Source organism: Lacrimispora algidixylanolytica (assembly GCF_003609635.1).
In the GTDB taxonomy this organism is placed as follows: domain Bacteria; phylum Bacillota; class Clostridia; order Lachnospirales; family Lachnospiraceae; genus Lacrimispora; species Lacrimispora algidixylanolytica.
Genome location: NZ_MCIA01000023.1, coordinates 71,099 through 88,260, shown reverse-complemented (window position 1 = coordinate 88,260; position 17,162 = coordinate 71,099). Strand labels below are relative to the sequence as shown.

Sequence of the window (17,162 nt, the reverse complement as noted above, 5' to 3'; positions counted from 1 at the left end):
GCTATGACAAAGAAACAAAAAAAGATGGTGATCAGGCTTATTACAAGCGCTGTATTTTTTGCAATTGGAATGGTGTTGGAAGGAAAGACTTCCTGGTATCTGATTCCGTTTATCATCTCCTATCTTGCGGCAGGTTATGACGTTCCAATCAGAGCGATCCGTAGCATGAGAAATGGTCAGCTTTTTGACGAGAATTTTCTTATGTCCATTGCGACCTTTGGTGCAATTGCCATTGGTGCCATGGAAGAAGCAGTTGGCGTTATGCTGTTTTACCAGATCGGTGAACTTTTTAACGATTACGCAGTTAATAAATCTAGAAAATCCATTACAGAACTCATGGATATCAACCCGGAATATGCAAATCTGATAAGAGATGGAAAAGAAGAAAAAGTAGATCCTTATGAGGTAGAAGAAGGAGATATCATCGTTGTTAAGCCAGGAGAAAAAGTACCTCTTGATGGAGTCCTTATAAAAGGAGCAGGTGAACTTGATACAAAGGCCCTTACTGGAGAATCCATGCCTGCTGAGGTAAAAGAGGGTGATGACATCATTAGTGGTTCCATTAACTTAAACAGCGTTCTGGAGATTCAGGTGACAAAGCTGTTTGATGATTCTACGGTAGCAAAGATCTTAGAATTAGTGGAAAATGCAAGTTCTAGAAAAGCAAAAGCGGAGACATTTATCACCCGATTTGCAAGAGTTTATACTCCTGTGGTTGTGGTTTTGGCCCTGCTTCTTGCTGTGATTCCTCCTCTTTTATTTGGTGGAAGCTGGAATACCTGGATTTACCGTGCCTTAAGCTTTCTCGTGGTTTCCTGTCCATGCGCCCTGGTTATCTCCGTTCCTTTAAGCTTTTTTGGAGGTCTTGGCGCTGCATCAAGTCAGGGAATCCTCTTAAAAGGAAGCAACTACTTGGAATCCATGGCTTCTTTGGGTACTGTAGTATTTGATAAAACTGGTACACTTACCACAGGGAAATTCAAGGTTACTGATATAGACCCGGTTCAGGGATCAAAAGAGGAACTTCTTAAACTGGCTGCTTATGGAGAATTCCACTCCAATCACCCCATTGCCATATCCGTAAAGGAGGCTTATGGAGAGCCTCTGGATAAAGCGATGATTGGAACTGTGGAAGAAACTCCAGGTTACGGCATTCGATCCGAACTTTTGTTAGATGGAGAAACACGTGAGATTTCCGTTGGCAACATGAGACTCATGGAGCAACTACAAATATCGGTTCCTGAGAATCAGGCCGTTATGGGTACCACCCTGTATGTAGCAGAAGAAACCACCTATCTTGGTTCCATCACCATATCCGATACAGTCAGGGAAGATGTACCTATGGCCATAAAGGGACTAAAAGCGGCTGGCGTTAAAAAACTGGTAATGCTTACTGGTGATAAACCAGAGGTTGGCCAGGCGGTAGGTAAGGCCCTGGGACTTGATGAAGTCTATGGCGGGTTATTACCGGGAGATAAAGTAGGGAAAGTTGAGGAACTCCTTAAGAATAAAGCGGAAGGAACCATGCTGGCTTTCGTAGGAGATGGCATCAACGATGCTCCTGTTCTGGCTCGGGCAGATGTAGGAATCGCCATGGGCGGAATTGGTTCCGACGCTGCAGTGGAAGCTGCAGATATCGTCATCATGACCGATGAACCTTCAAAGCTTACTGACATCATACTGATTGCAAGAAAAACAATGAAAATTGTGAAGCAAAATATTGTTTTTGCCATTGGTGTAAAGGTCATTATCCTCATATTGACAGCCCTGGGATTTGCCTCCATGTGGGCAGCCGTATTTGGCGACGTAGGCGTATCGGTACTCGCTATTTTAAATGCGGTCCGCGCTTTAAAATATAAACTTAAAGATTAAAAAACATTGACAAAATTTTTGTTAGCTGTTATATTTTACACATATAAGGGTGGTGCAAAGACGGTCCATTAAAAGGCTGTGTTTGCTCACCCTTTTTTGGAGATACTTCCTATAGGATGTTTTGTTGTTTTTAAAGCAAATATGCTTTTTTAAGGAACGTAATGTGACAGAGAGTCCCTAGAAAAAGGACTCTTTATTCTGGAAATAAGAAAGGGAGATGTATTATGAGCAAATATAGCAAGGAAGATATATTCCGTATTGTGGAGGAAGAGGATGTAGAATTTATCCGTCTTCAGTTTACGGATATTTTCGGTATGATGAAGAATGTGGCAATTACTAAGAACATGCTTCCTAAGGCCTTAGACAACCGCTGCATGTTTGATGGTTCTTCTATCGAGGGCTTTATTCGAAGCGAAGAGTCTGATATGTATCTCCATCCGGATCTGGATACCTTTGAGATATTTCCATGGCGTCCTCAGCAAGGGAAAGTGGCAAGACTGATATGCGATGTACACTGCCCGGATAAGGCTCCTTTTGAAGGAGATCCCAGATTTGTATTAAAAAAGGTACTTAAAAAGGCTCATGATATGGGATTTGTGTTTCAAGCTGGCCCAGAATGTGAATTCTTTCTTTTCCATACAGATGAAGAGGGGCGACCAACCACCCATACGCATGAAATAGCAAGTTATTTTGATGTAGCTCCCATTGACCAGGCAGAGAATGTTCGCCGTGACATGGTGATATCTTTGGAAGAAATGGGCTTTATGATTGAGGCCTCTCATCATGAGATTTCTCCGGGACAGCATGAGATTGATTTTCAATATGCAGAAGGCATTGTGACAGCAGATAACATTATGACGTTTCGATTGGCTGTAAAGTCTATCGCAAAGCGTCATGGACTTCATGCCACATTTATGCCAAAGCCAAAAGCAGGAGTCAATGGTTCTGGTATGCACATCAATATGTCTCTCTCAGATTTAAAAGGAAATAATGTATTTGAGGATGCGCAAGATGAGCAGGGATTAAGTAAGACGGCTTATGAATTCATCGCAGGAATTCTCTATCATATGGAGAGCATGACAATTTTAACCAATCCACTTGTTAACTCTTATAAACGTCTGGTTCCAGGATATGATGCACCTGTTTATATTGCGTGGTCTGCAAAAGCAAACCGAAGCCAGCTCATTCGCATTCCTTCTTCCAGAGGATCCAGTACTCGAATCGAGCTTCGCAGTCCAGATTCTGCGGTAAACCCATATCTTGCACTGGCAGCCTGTCTTGCGGCAGGACTTGATGGCATTGAAAAGGGAATGACTCCACCAGAGAGCGTTGACAGCAATGTCTTTGGCATGCCTGAAGAGGAGATTATAAGCAGAGGAATCAAACAGCTCCCAGAGACTCTTGGGGAAGCGATTGAGGCATTCCGCAAGGATGAATTTGTGAAAGAAGTATTAGGAGAGCATATTTTTACCAAATATCTGGAAGCAAAGGAAGCTGAGTGGCGCATGTTCCGTGCCCATGTAACTGACTGGGAAGTAGAAGAATACCTGTATAAGTATTAACTTTTGTATCCCTGATACAGCTATCTGGAGGTGAGAGTGCTTGACCAATGTGATTGTGGCATTTTCCAAGGCGGAGGATGCGAAAAATATAAAGAATATTCTTATGAAAAACGGCTTTACAGTTTCCGCAGTTTGCACCTCTGGTTCACAAACGGTCAACAGTGCAGATGAACTTGGAAGCGGAGTTGTGGTCTGCGGATGCAGATTTGCAGACATGGTTTATCAGGAAATTTACGAATGCCTTCCTCCTGGAATGCAGATGCTTTTGGTGGCCTCTCCAAGCCAGTGGTCTGGAAGAGTGCCAGATGATATGGTTTGCCTTGGACTTCCCTTAAAGGTTCAAGATCTTGTGAGCACCCTGGGGATGATGCTTGAAACCCTTGCAAGAAGGCGTAAGAAATTAAAAAACCAGCCCAAAGAGCGGAGCCGGGAAGAAGCAGAAATGATTCAACAGGCAAAGGAGCTTTTAATGGAGCGAAACCACATGTCGGAAACAGAAGCACACCGATACATCCAAAAGTGCAGTATGGACAGCGGTACCAACATGGTGGAGACCGCTCAAATGATCATGAGTTTGATTAATCAATAAGAATTGAGGAAACAGTTATGAAATTTACAAAAATGCAGGGAATAGGTAACGATTATGTATACATCAATTGCTTTGAGGAAACGGTTCCTGATCCGGTAGAGCTTTCTAAATTAGTCAGCGACCGCCATTTTGGTATTGGATCTGATGGTTTGATTCTTATTTGTCCCTCCAAGGTCGCTGACTGCCGCATGCGCATGTTCAATGCAGATGGATCAGAAAGCGCCATGTGTGGCAATGGGATACGCTGTGTGGGAAAATATGTGTTTGATCATAAGTTGGTGGATAAAGCTGAATTTGATGTTGAGACAGATGCAGGAATTAAGCATATAAAGATTACTGAGGAAAATAACAAAGCAGTTAAGATCACCGTTGACATGGGAATACCTGAGGTGACCAGCACTCTGCCAGAAGCCATTGTCATTGATGGTAAGGATTATGAATTTATCGGAATATCCGTAGGTAATCCTCATGCCGTTTACTTTATGGATCACATCGATGAACTGGATCTGGAATCCATTGGTCCTGCTTTTGAATTCCATGAACGCTTTCCAGAACGGACGAATTCAGAGTATATTGAAGTAAAGAGCCGAGACTATATCCGAATGAGGGTATGGGAAAGAGGAAGTGGAGAGACCTGGGCCTGTGGTACGGGAGCAACTGCCAGTGCAGTGGCCTCCGTGCTTAGTGGACGGACTGAAAATACGGTAGAAGTAGAATTAAAGGGTGGCAATCTGACCATCTTCTGGGACAGAGAAAAGAGCGGTCATGTATTTATGACCGGTCCTGCCGTGGAAGTATTTGAAGGGGAATTTGACATAACGAATCTATAAGATAAAGCAGGAGGAACCCATGGTTAAGGTAAATGAAAATTATTTAAAGTTTCCGGGAAGCTATTTGTTTTCCACAATTGCAAAAAAAGTGAATGCATATATGATTGAAAATCCTGATAAGAAGGTAATACGCCTTGGTATTGGCGATGTGACAATGCCTTTGTCATCTGCGATTGTAGAAGCGCTTCACGGGGCAGTGGATGAAATGGGAGCAGCAGAAACATTTCACGGCTATGCACCAGATCTAGGGTACGGCTTTTTAAGAGAGACCATTGCAAGAGAAGATTATAGTTCGAGAGGATGCCAGATTGAAGCCGATGAGATTTTTGTTTCTGACGGCGCAAAAAGCGACTGCGGCAATATCCAGGAAATATTTGACGAGAGCAGTATCATTGCAGTCTGTGATCCTGTGTATCCTGTATACGTAGATTCCAACGTTATGGCCGGTAGAACTGGAACCTACGATGAAGTGACTGGGAAATGGAGCAAGGTGGTTTACATGCCTTGTACGGCAGAAAATGGGTTTGTACCTGAGCTGCCAACAGAGGCAGCAGATCTTATCTACTTATGTGTTCCAAACAATCCAACTGGCACCACTTTAACCAGAGATCAGTTAAAGGTTTGGGTAGATTATGCCAATGAGACAGGTGCAGTAATTCTTTATGATGCTGCTTATGAAGCTTATATCGCAGAGGATAACATCCCTCACTCTATTTATGAGATTGAAGGGGCAAAAACTTGTGCCATTGAATTCCGTTCTTTCTCAAAGAATGCTGGATTTACCGGTGTTCGTCTTGGATTTACCGTAGTGCCAAAAGAATTGGTTCGAGGAGGAGTTGCCCTACACGCATTGTGGGCAAGACGCCATGGAACCAAATTTAACGGTGCTCCTTATATCATTCAAAAAGCAGGTGAGGCAGTTTACTCAGAAGCTGGTAAAGCGCAGCTAAAAGAGCAGGTAGCCTATTACATGAGAAATGCCAAGGTTATTTACGATGGCTTAAAGGAAATTGGCTGTGAGGTTTATGGAGGCGTCAATGCTCCTTACATCTGGCTTAAGGTACCAAAGGGAATGACCTCCTGGGAATTTTTTGATCTGCTTTTGGAAGAAGCCAGCGTAGTTGGAACCCCTGGAAGCGGATTTGGACCAAGTGGAGAAGGATATTTCCGACTCACTGCTTTTGGAACTTATGAAAACACAAAGGAAGCCATGGAAAGACTTAAAAAAATGCCTTCCTTAAGAAAATAAATATTGACAAGTATTTGATAATTAGATATTATTAAAATAATAGAAGATATATAAGATAACGGCTAAAAATATAAGAACAAAAGCGTTCAGTACTTAGGTAGTACTGGCGCTTTTTTTATTTCAAGGAGGAAGATATGGACGATATTGATAAGAAAATAGTGCAGACCCTGCAAAGGAATGCCAGAGCATCCTTAAAGAATATAGCAGAAAATACTTTTTTATCCTCACCTGCGGTTTCTTCCAGAATTGAGAAGCTGGAACGGGAAAAAATTATAACCGGATACCATGCAAGCGTAGACCCTATGAAGCTTGGCTACCACATCACTGCATTTGTAAATCTGGATGTATCTCCAGTGGATAAGCTTCAGTTTTATTCCTCTATGGAGTCGATACCAAATGTATTGGAATGCAATTGTGTGACAGGAGATTTTTCCATGCTGATTAAAGTCGCATTTGAAAGCACCATGGAACTTGATGTTTTTATCGGACAGCTTCAAAAATATGGAAAAACCAGTACTCAGATTGTTTTCTCAACTCCAGTAGGGCCAAGAGGCGTGGATGTGATGGCACAACTGTAAGAAAAAAGAATAAAAATAATTAAAAAGTGGTACTTGAGATGCTTCTCTCACATAAGTTATACAATAGAGATATGTGAAAGGAGTTTTTCTTTTGGCTGAGAGACAGATCGTAGTGATAGATGCCGGCCACGGCGGTGCAGATCCAGGTGCGACCTATAACGGACGGCAAGAAAAGGATGATAATTTAAAGCTTGCGCTGGCAGTAGGTAAAGTTCTTGCAAACAACGGACTTGATGTTAGATTTACAAGAACTGACGATACCTATAATACACCTCTTGAAAAAACCATGATGGGAAATGATGCAGAAGCTGATTTCTTTGTTTCCTTACACCGCAATGCGATGCCTGTTCCTGGATCCGGTTCCGGGGTGGAAGTCCTTGTATTTGAAAATCAGGGCACACAGGCTATGCTGGCAAAAAACATTATGGAAGCCTTAAGTAAGACCGGATTTAGTGAAATAGGAGTCATTGAACGCCCGGGGTTGGTAGTTCTTAGAAGGACAAATATTCCGGCGGTTATGATAGAAGCTGGGTTCATAGACAATGAGGCAGATAATTACTTGTTTGATCAGAAGTTTGATGAGATAGCGCAGTCAATTGCAGAAAGCATTTTAAAGACCATTCAAGAGAAATCAGAATCTCAAGTGGAATATTATCAGGTTCAAACCGGAGCGTATCGGGTCCGTTCTCTTGCGGAAGATCAGGTCAATGATTTGAAAGCGCAGGCATTTCCAGCTTTTGTAGTGATGGAAGATGGACTCTACAAGGTTCGGGTAGGTGCGTTCCGCAATATTGACAATGCAGTACGTATGGAGCAGGCCCTCAGGCGGTACGGATATAATACATTTATGGTTAAAAGGCCGGCTGTATATTGACACTTATGGGTCGCCGGGACGAAGGCTTTATGAGAAAGGCCCCGCCCCTGCGGCTTTTTTTGTATTTCAGCTTGACAAACCGTCTCTCTTCCCGTAATGTCTGAATCAGGAAGAAAGACAAGGAGAGACAACATGATTAAGGCAGTTATATTTGATATGGATGGGGTTTTAATTGACAGCGAAGGCATCTATTTAAAATACCAGCTTGATTTCGCAAGGACAAAGAATCCTGCTGTAAAAATGGAGCAGCTTTATCCCATGGTGGGTGCGACGAAAAAGGATTCCTGGGAAGTAGTCGAACGGGCAGTAGACAATGGACAAACCTGGGAAGAGCTACGGGAGGAGTTTCGAAAAAGACATACATATGAGGAGATCGATTACCGGGAGCTATACCGGAAAGAAGCGACTGAGGTTCTTGCATTTCTTAAAAAAGAGGGCTACCGACTGGCGCTTGCCTCCTCAACTCACTTGGAACTGGTGGAGCATGTTTTAGAGGTAAATGGCATACGGAGTTATTTTGAAACGGTTGTCAGCGGCAATCAATTTAAAAAGAGTAAACCAGATCCTGAAATCTATCTACATACAGCAAGATGCCTTGGTGTTAAGCCAGAGGAATGTATGGCGGTTGAGGATTCCACCATTGGAATTACGGCGGCCCACAGGGCAGGTATGAAAATTGCGGCCATAATAGATGAACGGTACGGCTTTGATCAGAGTCTGGCAGATTACAGACTTGCACAGGTAAAAGATGTATTAGAAGCGGTGAAAAAGGCATAGGATATGATATACCATAGAAGTTTGGGAGGAATTACTTGAAGTATATCAATGAGCTATTAAAGGGTGTTATCATAGGCGTAGCAAACATACTTCCAGGGATTAGCGGAGGAATGCTTGCTATCACCATGGGAGTATACGATACGATTATCCATGCAGTGACACAGCTTTTTAAAGAGCCAATAAAAAGCATACGAACTCTGTTTCCCTATGGAATCGGAGCTGTAGCAGGTATTGTGTTCCTTTCTCTTGCCTTTGAATATCTGTTTCATACATATCCCTTACAGACAAAGCTTTCATTTTTAGGTTTGATTGGTGGGGGGCTTCCTACTCTGTTTCAAAAGTCCTTTAATAAGGAACATCCAGACCGGAATAAGGGTATTTTGACGGCCGCAATTACCTGCGGAGTCGTTATTTTAATCACGTTCATAGCTGAGACTGTGATTGCATCAGGAAGAGACACAGGGGTGGAGGTTTTAACAGGAGTCGATTATCTTACCTCAGGAAGACTTTGGGTGATTACCTTGTTTTTTGTAGGTTTGCTGGCGGCGGCTACGATGATTGTTCCAGGAGTCAGCGGTTCCATGATTATGATGATGCTGGGATTTTATGAACCCATTCTTCAGACCAACAATGCCTGTATTCGGGCATTAACCACAATGAATTTTTCGAGTTTGTTTCTTAATGTCATGGTCTTGGTCCCTTATTTTATAGGTATGGCTTTTGGGATATTTCTCTTTGCAAAAGTGGTTGAGCGGCTCCTAACCAAACATGAATGCCAGATGTACCGGATTATCATTGGTCTTGTATTTTCCTCCCCATTTGTTATCTTGTGGGATGTCAATTGGAAGAGTGTGGAACTTTATGCGCTTATGGGTGGGATATCCCTTGCTCTACTTGGATATGTAGCTGCAGATCTTTTAGGTGGAGAAGGTTAACTATATTATAAACAAAAAGAAAGCTCTCTCTTATACATTTGGTGATGGTTTAAATGTATGAGAGAGAGCTTTCCTTTTTGTTGCAAGAACAAAGAAATCTATGAATATTCGGCAATCCTTGTGATTCCAACATAAATATGAGAGATTCGGTACCAGGTAGCAAAATCAATGACTCCGGTTACGGGTAGTTTGAAAATCTTTTGAAACTGACGGACGGCCTCCGCCGTTTGCTCACCAAAAACGCCATCAGCCGTGATTCTAGGAATCGCAGTATAAACACCTGCGATAACATCTAGCTGTTCCTGAACCTGCTGTACCTTATCTCCGCTGGCTCCAATGGTGAGATTATAGCCAGGGAAGGAAGATGGAACTCCGGAAACTTGTTCCGCCGTGTTAATGTACATATCGCTTCCATAAAAATTTCTTAAAATCTGGATCGCAGTATAGCCCTGTTCGCCAAGGGTATTGCTACCCCATTGTGTCATCCAATTTGGACACCGAACGCGTTGCCCGTCGCAGTACTGGGTGAGAATTGGCTGTCTGATTCCAGGTCTGGATAGGTAACTATTAAAGATCTCATCTACAACCTCAGATATACTTTCATATATGTTGCGTTCCCGAATCCATTTGTGGTCAAAGGCAGTAGAAGAGGTGATGGTAAAATCATATCCCTGGTTTCGGTACCATTCTGTATAGACCCGGTTTAATGTAAAGCTCATAATCGCTAAAACATTGGCAATAATGGTTTCTCTTGGCCATGTGGCATAGATTTCACTGGAAGCCACATTTTTAATGTATTCCCCATAAGGCACATAATAGTTGGGGGCGGTCGGATCGGTAGGAACTCCGTCATGTACAATAATGGTTTGGGGTACCACCACCCTGCTAAGTACGATTTCGCCGGTTTCTGCAACAGGCTTTACTTCTGATTCCGCTATTTTAGGAGGATAACTCCCATATAGAGTATGATCCGGAATAACGATGGGTACATCTGGAGATACTTCATCTTCGATGGGAGTCATTCGAACCGGTTGAAGAGCGATGGTATCTGCAAGTATTTGCGTACCTGAGATAGCAACAGGTTCAAATCCTGGTGCCCGGATCAAAAGCGTGTATTCAGAGTAGGGCTGGATCAGGCTGGGAGAACGGCTTAATTCCACAGGAGGAGCTGCTAGGCTGACTTCCTCTGTCTGACCGGAAGAATCGGTTACGACCTGCTCCAATGAGCTTTCAGGATCTCCTGTATAGGAAATGGAAATTTCTGCATCGGGTATGGGAAAATTGGTTTCCGCAGAGACCACATTAATCTGAAGAAGACCAGTTGAATTGTTCTCCTGCGTACTATATGTTTGGTATGGAATCATGGAATGCCCCTTATATAAATAATTATTATAAATATATTACAATAGAAATGGAATCATTACAAAAGTCCCCGCAGATTGGGAGAAATCCATTCTGCGGGGGACTTTTTAGAAAAATGATGTTTTTGGTTCATGGAATATAGATTCCACATAATTGCGCATTTCATTTCGGCTTTCTATGCTTCTTGCGCCGTCAATAATGGAGTTTCTCTGAGTTTCAGGAAGTCCTGCAAAACGGTTTAGTATTTCTGAGTGCTGAGCTAATTCCATGGTAAATCCAATGGGCAGATCACTGTTGTCTATCATATTCATCACCTCCATTCTATTTTCCCCGAATTGACTCTAAAGTATACTGTGAAATATGATTCAAAGGATGGAAACGCATAATTATGCACCGTTTTCATCGTATGATACTAAATATTCAAATAATATGTATAAAATTTAATAAAAGAAATACGAAAAAACAGTTGAAAAATGTCACAGGATAATGTATAATCTATTCAATTTGGGCTGATATTAGACAGCTCAAAACCATACAATTAAGAAAGGATTGGGACTTTGCGTATGAAAGCTTTTTTAATACTGGAAGACGGTACTGTGTTTACGGGAACAAGCATTGGTTCTACAAGGGAAGTTATTAGTGAGATTGTATTTAATACTTCCATGACAGGTTATTTGGAAGTTCTCACAGACCCTTCCTATGCGGGGCAGGCAGTGGTCATGACTTATCCGTTGATCGGTAATTACGGGATATGTCAGGAAGATATGGAATCATTAAAACCGTGGCCGGATGGCTACATTGTCAGAGAATTATCTAGAATGCCCAGCAACTTTAGAAGCGAGGGTACCATTCAGCATTTCTTAGAAGAAAATAACATTCCAGGTATCAGTGGTATCGATACAAGAGCCCTAACAAAAATCTTAAGAGAAAAAGGTACGATGAACGGCATGATTACAACCGATGAAGGTTTTAATCTCGATGACGTCATTTCACGTATGAAAAAATATGGAGTTACAGGTGTAGTTAAGGCAACCACTTGTAAGGAAAGCCATGTTCTTCCTGGTAGTGGGAAGAAAGTTGCACTTTTAGATTTAGGTGCCAAAAAGAACATTGCCCGTTCATTAAATGAGAGAGGCTGTGAAGTAACTGTGTATCCTGCTCTTACAAAAGCAGAAGACATACTTGCTGCAAATCCAGACGGAATCATGTTATCGAACGGTCCTGGTGATCCAAAGGAGTGTACAGAGATCATTGCTGAAATAAAAAAGCTTTATGATTCAAACGTACCAATCTTTGCCATCTGCCTGGGACATCAGCTTATGGCCCTTGCAACAGGAGCGGATACTCATAAGTTAAAGTACGGACACAGAGGTGGAAACCACCCGGTAAAGGATCTGGAAACAGGACGTGTTTATATTTCTTCCCAGAACCATGGATATGTGGTAGATGTGGATACCATGGATCCTTCCGTAGCAGTTCCCGCCTTCGTTAATGTCAACGACGGAACCAATGAAGGATTGAAATACACCAACAAAAACATATTTACAGTTCAGTATCACCCGGAAGCTTGTCCTGGACCTCAGGATTCCAGTTACTTATTTGATCGTTTCATAAAGATGATGGAGGAGGGGAAATAATGCCGAAAATTCAGGATATTAAAAAAGTGCTCGTTCTCGGATCTGGTCCGATCATCATTGGTCAGGCTGCAGAATTTGATTACGCTGGAACACAGGCCTGCCGTTCCTTACGAGAGGAAGGCGTGGAAGTAGTTTTATTAAACTCAAACCCTGCTACCATTATGACAGACAAAGATATTGCGGATAAGGTATACATTGAACCTCTTACGGTTGAAGTGGTAGAGCAACTTATCTTAAAAGAGAAACCAGACAGTGTACTACCAACTCTTGGTGGACAGGCAGGCTTAAACCTGGCCATGGAATTAGATGACAGTGGATTCTTAGAAAAGCATAACGTGCGGCTCATTGGAACGACCGCTCTTACCATTAAAAAGGCGGAAGACCGTGAGATGTTTAAAGACACCATGGAAAAAATCGGTGAGCCGGTTGCTCCTTCTGATATAGTTGAGAATGTAGAAGATGGTTTAAGAGTTGCGAAAGAGATTGGATATCCTATCGTACTTAGACCAGCCTATACCATGGGAGGTTCCGGCGGTGGTATCGCTGAAAATCCGGCACAGTGCCGTGAGATTTTGGAAAACGGACTTCGCTTAAGTCGTGTGGGACAGGTTCTTGTTGAACGCTGCATCGCTGGCTGGAAAGAGATCGAATATGAAGTAATGCGTGATGGCGCTGGAAACGTGATTACCGTATGTAATATGGAAAACATTGATCCTGTAGGCGTTCATACCGGCGATAGCATCGTTGTGGCTCCTTCCCAGACGCTAGGGGATAAGGAATACCAGATGCTTCGTACTTCAGCGTTAAATATCATCAGTGAGCTTGGAATCACAGGCGGATGTAATGTTCAGTATGCCCTTCACCCAGAAAGCTTTGAATACTGCGTAATCGAGGTGAATCCTCGTGTAAGCCGTTCATCAGCCTTGGCATCTAAGGCGACTGGTTATCCCATCGCCAAGGTGGCAGCTAAGATCGCCTTAGGTTATACCTTAGACGAAATCAAGAATGCGGTGACTAAGAAAACTTATGCAAGCTTTGAGCCAATGCTTGATTACTGCGTCGTTAAGATGCCAAGACTTCCTTTTGATAAATTCTTAGGTGCCAAAAGAACCCTTGGAACCCAGATGAAAGCAACTGGTGAGGTTATGAGTATCTGTACCAATTTCGAAGGCGGTTTAATGAAAGCCATTCGTTCCTTGGAACAGCACGTAGACAGTCTGATGTCTTATGACTTTACCGGGCTTTCCAACGAAGAGCTGACAGAAACACTTCATCTGGTAGATGACCGAAGAATCTGGGTCATAGCAGAAGCACTCAGAAGAGAATTCTCCTATGAGAAGATTCATGAGATTACAAAAATCGATTTCTGGTTTATTGATAAACTGGCAATCCTTGTGGAGATGGAAGTGGCTCTTAAGAAAGGTCCACTTACCACAGAATTGTTAAAAGAGGCAAAAAGGTTGGAATTCCCTGATACAGTGATTTCCACACTGACAGGCGTTTCCGTTGATGAGATCCATCAAAAAAGAAACGATAACGGTATTATACCAGCATTTAAAATGGTAGATACTTGTGCGGCAGAGTTTGCTGCTGAAACTCCTTATTATTACTCCTGCTTTGGAAGCGAGAATGAAGCCATTCAAACGTCCGGAAAGAAAAAGGTTCTTGTTCTTGGTTCCGGTCCGATCCGTATCGGTCAGGGAATTGAGTTTGATTACTGCTCTGTTCACAGCACCTGGAGTTTTAGCAAGGAAGGGTACGAAACAATTATCGTAAACAACAACCCGGAAACTGTAAGTACTGATTTTGATATTGCAGATAAGCTTTATTTTGAGCCACTGACACCGGAAGATGTAGAAGGTATTGTTAATGTAGAAAAGCCTGATGGAGCAGTGGTACAGTTTGGAGGACAGACTGCCATTAAGCTGACAGAAGCGTTAATGAAGATGGGAGTTCCCATTCTTGGAACGGCAGCAGAAGATGTAGATGCAGCAGAAGATAGAGAACTGTTTGACAAGATCCTAGAAGAATGTGAGATTCCACGACCAGCAGGGCACACAGTATATACAGCAGAAGAAGCGAAAGTTGCGGCAAATAAGCTGGGCTATCCTGTCCTTGTAAGGCCGTCCTACGTACTGGGCGGTCAGGGAATGCAGATTGCCATATCAGATGAAGATGTAGAAGAATATATTGCAATCATTAACTTAATTGCACAGGAGCACCCTATCCTGGTGGATAAGTATATTATGGGAAAAGAGATTGAAGTAGATGCAGTCTGTGATGGACAAGACATTCTAATTCCTGGAATTATGGAGCACATTGAGCGTGCAGGTGTCCATTCTGGAGACAGTATTTCCGTGTACCCATCTCAAAGCATTGACGAAGAGGTGAAGGAAAAACTGGTGGAATACACCAGAAGGCTGGCAAGAGCTCTTCATGTAAAAGGAATGATCAACATTCAGTTTATCGTTTGCGGAAGTGATGTTTATGTAATTGAAGTAAATCCTCGTTCTTCCCGTACCGTGCCATACATCAGCAAGGTTACAGGTATCCCTATCGTATCCTTAGCGACGCAGGTAATCTGTGGCCATACCATTAAAGGGCTTGGTTATGAACCAGGACTTCAGCCGGAAGCGGATTACATTGCAGTTAAGATGCCGGTATTCTCCTTTGAGAAGATTCGTGGCGCTGACATCAGCCTTGGACCAGAGATGAAATCCACAGGTGAGTGTCTTGGAATTGCAAAGACTTTTAATGAGGCTTTGTATAAGGCGTTCGCAGGAGCAGGCATCAAGCTTCCAAAACATAAAAATATGATTATTACGGTTAAGGATTCTGACAAAGAAGAGGTCATTGAAATCGCAAGAAGATTTCAGGCTCAGGGATATAAGATTTTCTCCACATCTGGTACTGCTAAGGTATTAAATGATAACGGAGTAAAAGCACTTATGGTCCGCAAGCTGGAACAGGAATCTCCAAATCTCATGGATCTGATCCTAGGTCATGAAATTGATCTTGTCATTGATACACCTCCTCAAGGTGCTGATAGAAGCAAGGATGGGTTTGTTATCCGTAGAAATGCCATTGAAACCGGTGTAACCGTTCTCACTTCCTTGGATACGGCAGCAGCCTTAGTAACCAGTATGGAAAACAGAGCAAAAGAATTGACCCTCATTGATATTGCACAGGTAAAAAATATATAAAGGATTGTGATTTTATGATATTTTATATCAACAAACAGGCGGTAGAAATTAAAACTAGATTTGAAAACGCACCGCTGACCTCACCAAATGAGGCATGTGCGGCTATGGGAATGCTCTATAAGATATATGGTCTTTCTATTCCGGGAAAAAGGGAAATGGTAAGTCAAATGAAAGAGGATTTTCATGGAGCGGTGAAGAATCTTCCTGTCCCGTCGGAGTTTGCTGCAAAGATCATAACACTTTTAGATGATTATTATAAAGATGATCCTGTTACCGATGAGATATATGAGCTTCTTAAATACAGTTACGAAGAACAGAAATAACACATTAATATAGAAGAAAGTCCGAAAGATGCAGTGTATGCATCAACGGACTTTCTTTTTTTATTTTATAGGGGAGTTCTACGAACCCTCCTATAAAATAAAAAGCACGACCTGCAGGATGCACATGGCGCTTAAGAGGAAGATGTCACTAAAGTGACAGCGCGTCAGCGCCAGACTCTTTATCCTTGATCGGCTGGCTTTTTTACAAACTGTTTATCAAATTCAGGGTTGAAGTAGTAGAAATTCTTTGCATCCAGATCAGATTTGATTTTTTCCAGAGCTTCCCCAAATCTTTGGAAATGAACAACTTCTCTTGCCCGTAAGAATTTAAGCGGTTCTCTTACGGAAGGATCCGGGATAATACGAATCAAGTTGTCGTAGGTGGTTCTGGCTTTTTGCTCGGCGGCTAAATCTTCAATCAAATCAGTGATGGCATCACCTTTTGATTGAAATTCACAGGCATTAAAAGGTACTCCTGCAGCAGCAGTAGGCCAAAGTCCTGAAGTGTGGTCCACATAATAAGCGTCAAATCCGGCTGTTTTTGCTTGCTCTACAGAAAGATTTTTGGTGAGCTGATAGATAATAGAACATATCATTTCCAGATGTCCTAGCTCTTCTGTACCAATATCGGTTAATAGCCCACCAACTTCTTTGCATGGCATGGTGTATCTTTGGGAAAGATACCGCATAGAAGCAGCTAACTCACCATCTGGTCCACCAAATTGGCTAATAATAAGAGACGCAGTTTTTGGACAGGTTTCTTTGATGTTTACAGGAAACTGTAATCTTTTTTCATAGGTCCACATTATAACGTTCCTCCTTCCCATGGCAAAGGGCCATCCGACCAGGTAAAATGTCTCTGACCTGGATATTTTGTCTTTGTCTGGCTTTTGTTGTTTGTATCAGGACATATACAGTTCATGGTTAGTGGTTCAAAGTTTTCGGCATAAGTTTGTAAGAGCTGCTTTCTTTGTTCCATAGCCTGCTTAAACGCATCAAGCGCATTTTCATCCAAAGGATGAGTGTCCAAATATAAATTTAAATCATTGACCGTAAAACTAATTTCATTAATCTGTTGAAGAAGATTACATCGATCTGCCATTACAAATCACCTCCCGTAACGTAAAAAGGAAGGTTAAGACATGGGAAAATCGTTCCATTCTTTAACGCAGATGCGGGGTCATATGGTTGTTCCCAAGGTTGCATGGGTACGGTGGCAATTGCAAGGGGAACAAATTCCGTTGGTGTTGCAGGATCTCTTTTTGGCATTTCATTATCACTAGAAGAAATTTTGTTCATCATAACGCTCCTTTCAAAGCTGACTCAATACTTCTTTTTTATTATGAACATAAAAAAAGATATTACGTGACT

17 protein-coding genes are annotated in these 17,162 nt (G+C 42.2%); 12 read left to right on the top strand and 5 right to left on the bottom strand.

Going from position 1 to position 17,162, the window contains the following annotated elements; all coding sequences use genetic code 11:
* Positions 1 to 3 precede the first annotated feature (3 nt).
* The 9 genes from BET01_RS12975 to BET01_RS12935 all read left to right on the top strand — a co-directional run bounded on the left by BET01_RS12975 (position 4) and on the right by BET01_RS12935 (position 9,266).
* A complete protein-coding gene (locus BET01_RS12975) occupies positions 4 to 1,872 on the top strand; it encodes a heavy metal translocating P-type ATPase (RefSeq protein ID WP_120197240.1) in 1,869 nt (622 codons plus the stop codon).
* Between the two features lie 224 nt (positions 1,873 to 2,096).
* A complete protein-coding gene (gene glnA / locus BET01_RS12970) occupies positions 2,097 to 3,434 on the top strand; it encodes a type I glutamate--ammonia ligase (protein WP_120197239.1) in 1,338 nt (445 codons plus the stop codon).
* A gap of 40 nt (positions 3,435 to 3,474) precedes the next feature.
* Positions 3,475 to 4,023, top strand: coding sequence for an ANTAR domain-containing response regulator (locus BET01_RS12965; RefSeq protein WP_120197238.1), 549 nt, complete (start codon positions 3,475 to 3,477; stop codon positions 4,021 to 4,023).
* A 17-nt stretch (positions 4,024 to 4,040) separates the two neighbouring features.
* Positions 4,041 to 4,853, top strand: a complete 813-nt coding sequence (gene dapF / locus BET01_RS12960; RefSeq protein WP_120197237.1) for a diaminopimelate epimerase — start codon at positions 4,041 to 4,043, stop codon at positions 4,851 to 4,853.
* 19 nt (positions 4,854 to 4,872) lie between these two features.
* Positions 4,873 to 6,102: an LL-diaminopimelate aminotransferase gene (locus BET01_RS12955; RefSeq protein WP_120197236.1), complete on the top strand. Its 1,230-nt coding sequence runs from the start codon at positions 4,873 to 4,875 to the stop codon at positions 6,100 to 6,102.
* Positions 6,103 to 6,236: 134 nt separating this feature from the next.
* A complete protein-coding gene (locus BET01_RS12950) occupies positions 6,237 to 6,680 on the top strand; it encodes an Lrp/AsnC family transcriptional regulator (protein ID WP_120197235.1) in 444 nt (147 codons plus the stop codon).
* 91 nt (positions 6,681 to 6,771) lie between these two features.
* A complete protein-coding gene (locus BET01_RS12945) occupies positions 6,772 to 7,554 on the top strand; it encodes an N-acetylmuramoyl-L-alanine amidase (protein ID WP_120197234.1) in 783 nt (260 codons plus the stop codon).
* Positions 7,555 to 7,686: 132 nt separating this feature from the next.
* On the top strand, positions 7,687 to 8,331 hold the full coding sequence (locus tag BET01_RS12940) for an HAD family hydrolase (RefSeq protein ID WP_120197233.1): 645 nt from the start codon (positions 7,687 to 7,689) through the stop codon (positions 8,329 to 8,331).
* Positions 8,332 to 8,366: 35 nt separating this feature from the next.
* On the top strand, positions 8,367 to 9,266 hold the full coding sequence (locus tag BET01_RS12935; protein WP_120197232.1) for a DUF368 domain-containing protein: 900 nt from the start codon (positions 8,367 to 8,369) through the stop codon (positions 9,264 to 9,266).
* Between the two features lie 98 nt (positions 9,267 to 9,364).
* Here BET01_RS12935 and BET01_RS12930 read toward each other — a convergent pair whose 3' ends face one another.
* Together BET01_RS12930 and BET01_RS12925 are read right to left on the bottom strand one after the other, a co-directional pair.
* A complete protein-coding gene (locus BET01_RS12930; RefSeq protein WP_120197231.1) occupies positions 9,365 to 10,630 on the bottom strand; it encodes a peptidoglycan-binding domain-containing protein in 1,266 nt (421 codons plus the stop codon).
* 105 nt (positions 10,631 to 10,735) lie between these two features.
* A complete protein-coding gene (locus BET01_RS12925) occupies positions 10,736 to 10,933 on the bottom strand; it encodes a hypothetical protein (protein ID WP_166428731.1) in 198 nt (65 codons plus the stop codon).
* A gap of 258 nt (positions 10,934 to 11,191) precedes the next feature.
* Here BET01_RS12925 and BET01_RS12920 point away from each other — a divergent pair, with 258 nt between their 5' ends.
* The 3 genes from BET01_RS12920 to BET01_RS12910 are packed head-to-tail and all read left to right on the top strand — an operon-like array spanning position 11,192 to position 15,791.
* A complete protein-coding gene (locus BET01_RS12920) occupies positions 11,192 to 12,265 on the top strand; it encodes a carbamoyl phosphate synthase small subunit (RefSeq protein WP_120197230.1) in 1,074 nt (357 codons plus the stop codon).
* Complete coding sequence (gene carB, locus BET01_RS12915) at positions 12,265 to 15,468, top strand: carbamoyl-phosphate synthase large subunit (protein WP_120197229.1); 3,204 nt, start codon at positions 12,265 to 12,267, stop codon at positions 15,466 to 15,468. Before BET01_RS12920 ends, carB begins: the two co-directional genes overlap by 1 nt.
* Before the next feature lie 14 nt (positions 15,469 to 15,482).
* Positions 15,483 to 15,791 (top strand): DUF3837 family protein, encoded by a 309-nt coding sequence (locus BET01_RS12910; RefSeq protein ID WP_120197228.1) that lies wholly within the window; start codon positions 15,483 to 15,485, stop codon positions 15,789 to 15,791.
* A 179-nt stretch (positions 15,792 to 15,970) separates the two neighbouring features.
* On the opposite strand, the gene BET01_RS12905 is transcribed toward BET01_RS12910, so the two are convergent.
* From BET01_RS12905 to BET01_RS12895, 3 genes are read right to left on the bottom strand one after another with little or no spacing between them, the layout of a single operon-like run.
* Positions 15,971 to 16,597: a manganese catalase family protein gene (locus tag BET01_RS12905; protein ID WP_120197227.1), complete on the bottom strand. Its 627-nt coding sequence runs from the start codon at positions 16,595 to 16,597 to the stop codon at positions 15,971 to 15,973.
* The gene (locus BET01_RS12900) at positions 16,597 to 16,893 is read right to left on the bottom strand and encodes a spore coat protein CotJB (protein ID WP_120197226.1); all 297 of its coding nucleotides are present in this window, start codon (positions 16,891 to 16,893) and stop codon (positions 16,597 to 16,599) included. The genes BET01_RS12905 and BET01_RS12900 overlap by 1 nt, the downstream gene beginning before the upstream one ends.
* Positions 16,893 to 17,060: a spore coat associated protein CotJA gene (locus BET01_RS12895; RefSeq protein WP_243117218.1), complete on the bottom strand. Its 168-nt coding sequence runs from the start codon at positions 17,058 to 17,060 to the stop codon at positions 16,893 to 16,895. The genes BET01_RS12900 and BET01_RS12895 overlap by 1 nt, the downstream gene beginning before the upstream one ends.
* Between the last annotated feature and the right edge of the window lie 102 nt (positions 17,061 to 17,162).

Bases quoted from the DNA above. Each gene is read 5' to 3' on its own strand.
- BET01_RS12975 (WP_120197240.1), top strand. From the start codon at position 4: ATGACAAAGAAACAAAAAAAGATGGTGATCAGGCTTATTACAAGCGCT.
- glnA (WP_120197239.1), top strand. From the start codon at position 2,097: ATGAGCAAATATAGCAAGGAAGATATATTCCGTATTGTGGAGGAAGAG.
- dapF (WP_120197237.1), top strand. From the start codon at position 4,041: ATGAAATTTACAAAAATGCAGGGAATAGGTAACGATTATGTATACATC.
- BET01_RS12955 (WP_120197236.1), top strand. From the start codon at position 4,873: ATGGTTAAGGTAAATGAAAATTATTTAAAGTTTCCGGGAAGCTATTTG.
- BET01_RS12950 (WP_120197235.1), top strand. From the start codon at position 6,237: ATGGACGATATTGATAAGAAAATAGTGCAGACCCTGCAAAGGAATGCC.
- BET01_RS12940 (WP_120197233.1), top strand. From the start codon at position 7,687: ATGATTAAGGCAGTTATATTTGATATGGATGGGGTTTTAATTGACAGC.
- BET01_RS12930 (WP_120197231.1), bottom strand. From the start codon at position 10,630: ATGATTCCATACCAAACATATAGTACGCAGGAGAACAATTCAACTGGT.
- BET01_RS12925 (WP_166428731.1), bottom strand. From the start codon at position 10,933: ATGATAGACAACAGTGATCTGCCCATTGGATTTACCATGGAATTAGCT.
- BET01_RS12920 (WP_120197230.1), top strand. From the start codon at position 11,192: ATGAAAGCTTTTTTAATACTGGAAGACGGTACTGTGTTTACGGGAACA.
- carB (WP_120197229.1), top strand. From the start codon at position 12,265: ATGCCGAAAATTCAGGATATTAAAAAAGTGCTCGTTCTCGGATCTGGT.
- BET01_RS12910 (WP_120197228.1), top strand. From the start codon at position 15,483: ATGATATTTTATATCAACAAACAGGCGGTAGAAATTAAAACTAGATTT.
- BET01_RS12905 (WP_120197227.1), bottom strand. From the start codon at position 16,597: ATGTGGACCTATGAAAAAAGATTACAGTTTCCTGTAAACATCAAAGAA.
- BET01_RS12900 (WP_120197226.1), bottom strand. From the start codon at position 16,893: ATGGCAGATCGATGTAATCTTCTTCAACAGATTAATGAAATTAGTTTT.
- BET01_RS12895 (WP_243117218.1), bottom strand. From the start codon at position 17,060: ATGCCAAAAAGAGATCCTGCAACACCAACGGAATTTGTTCCCCTTGCA.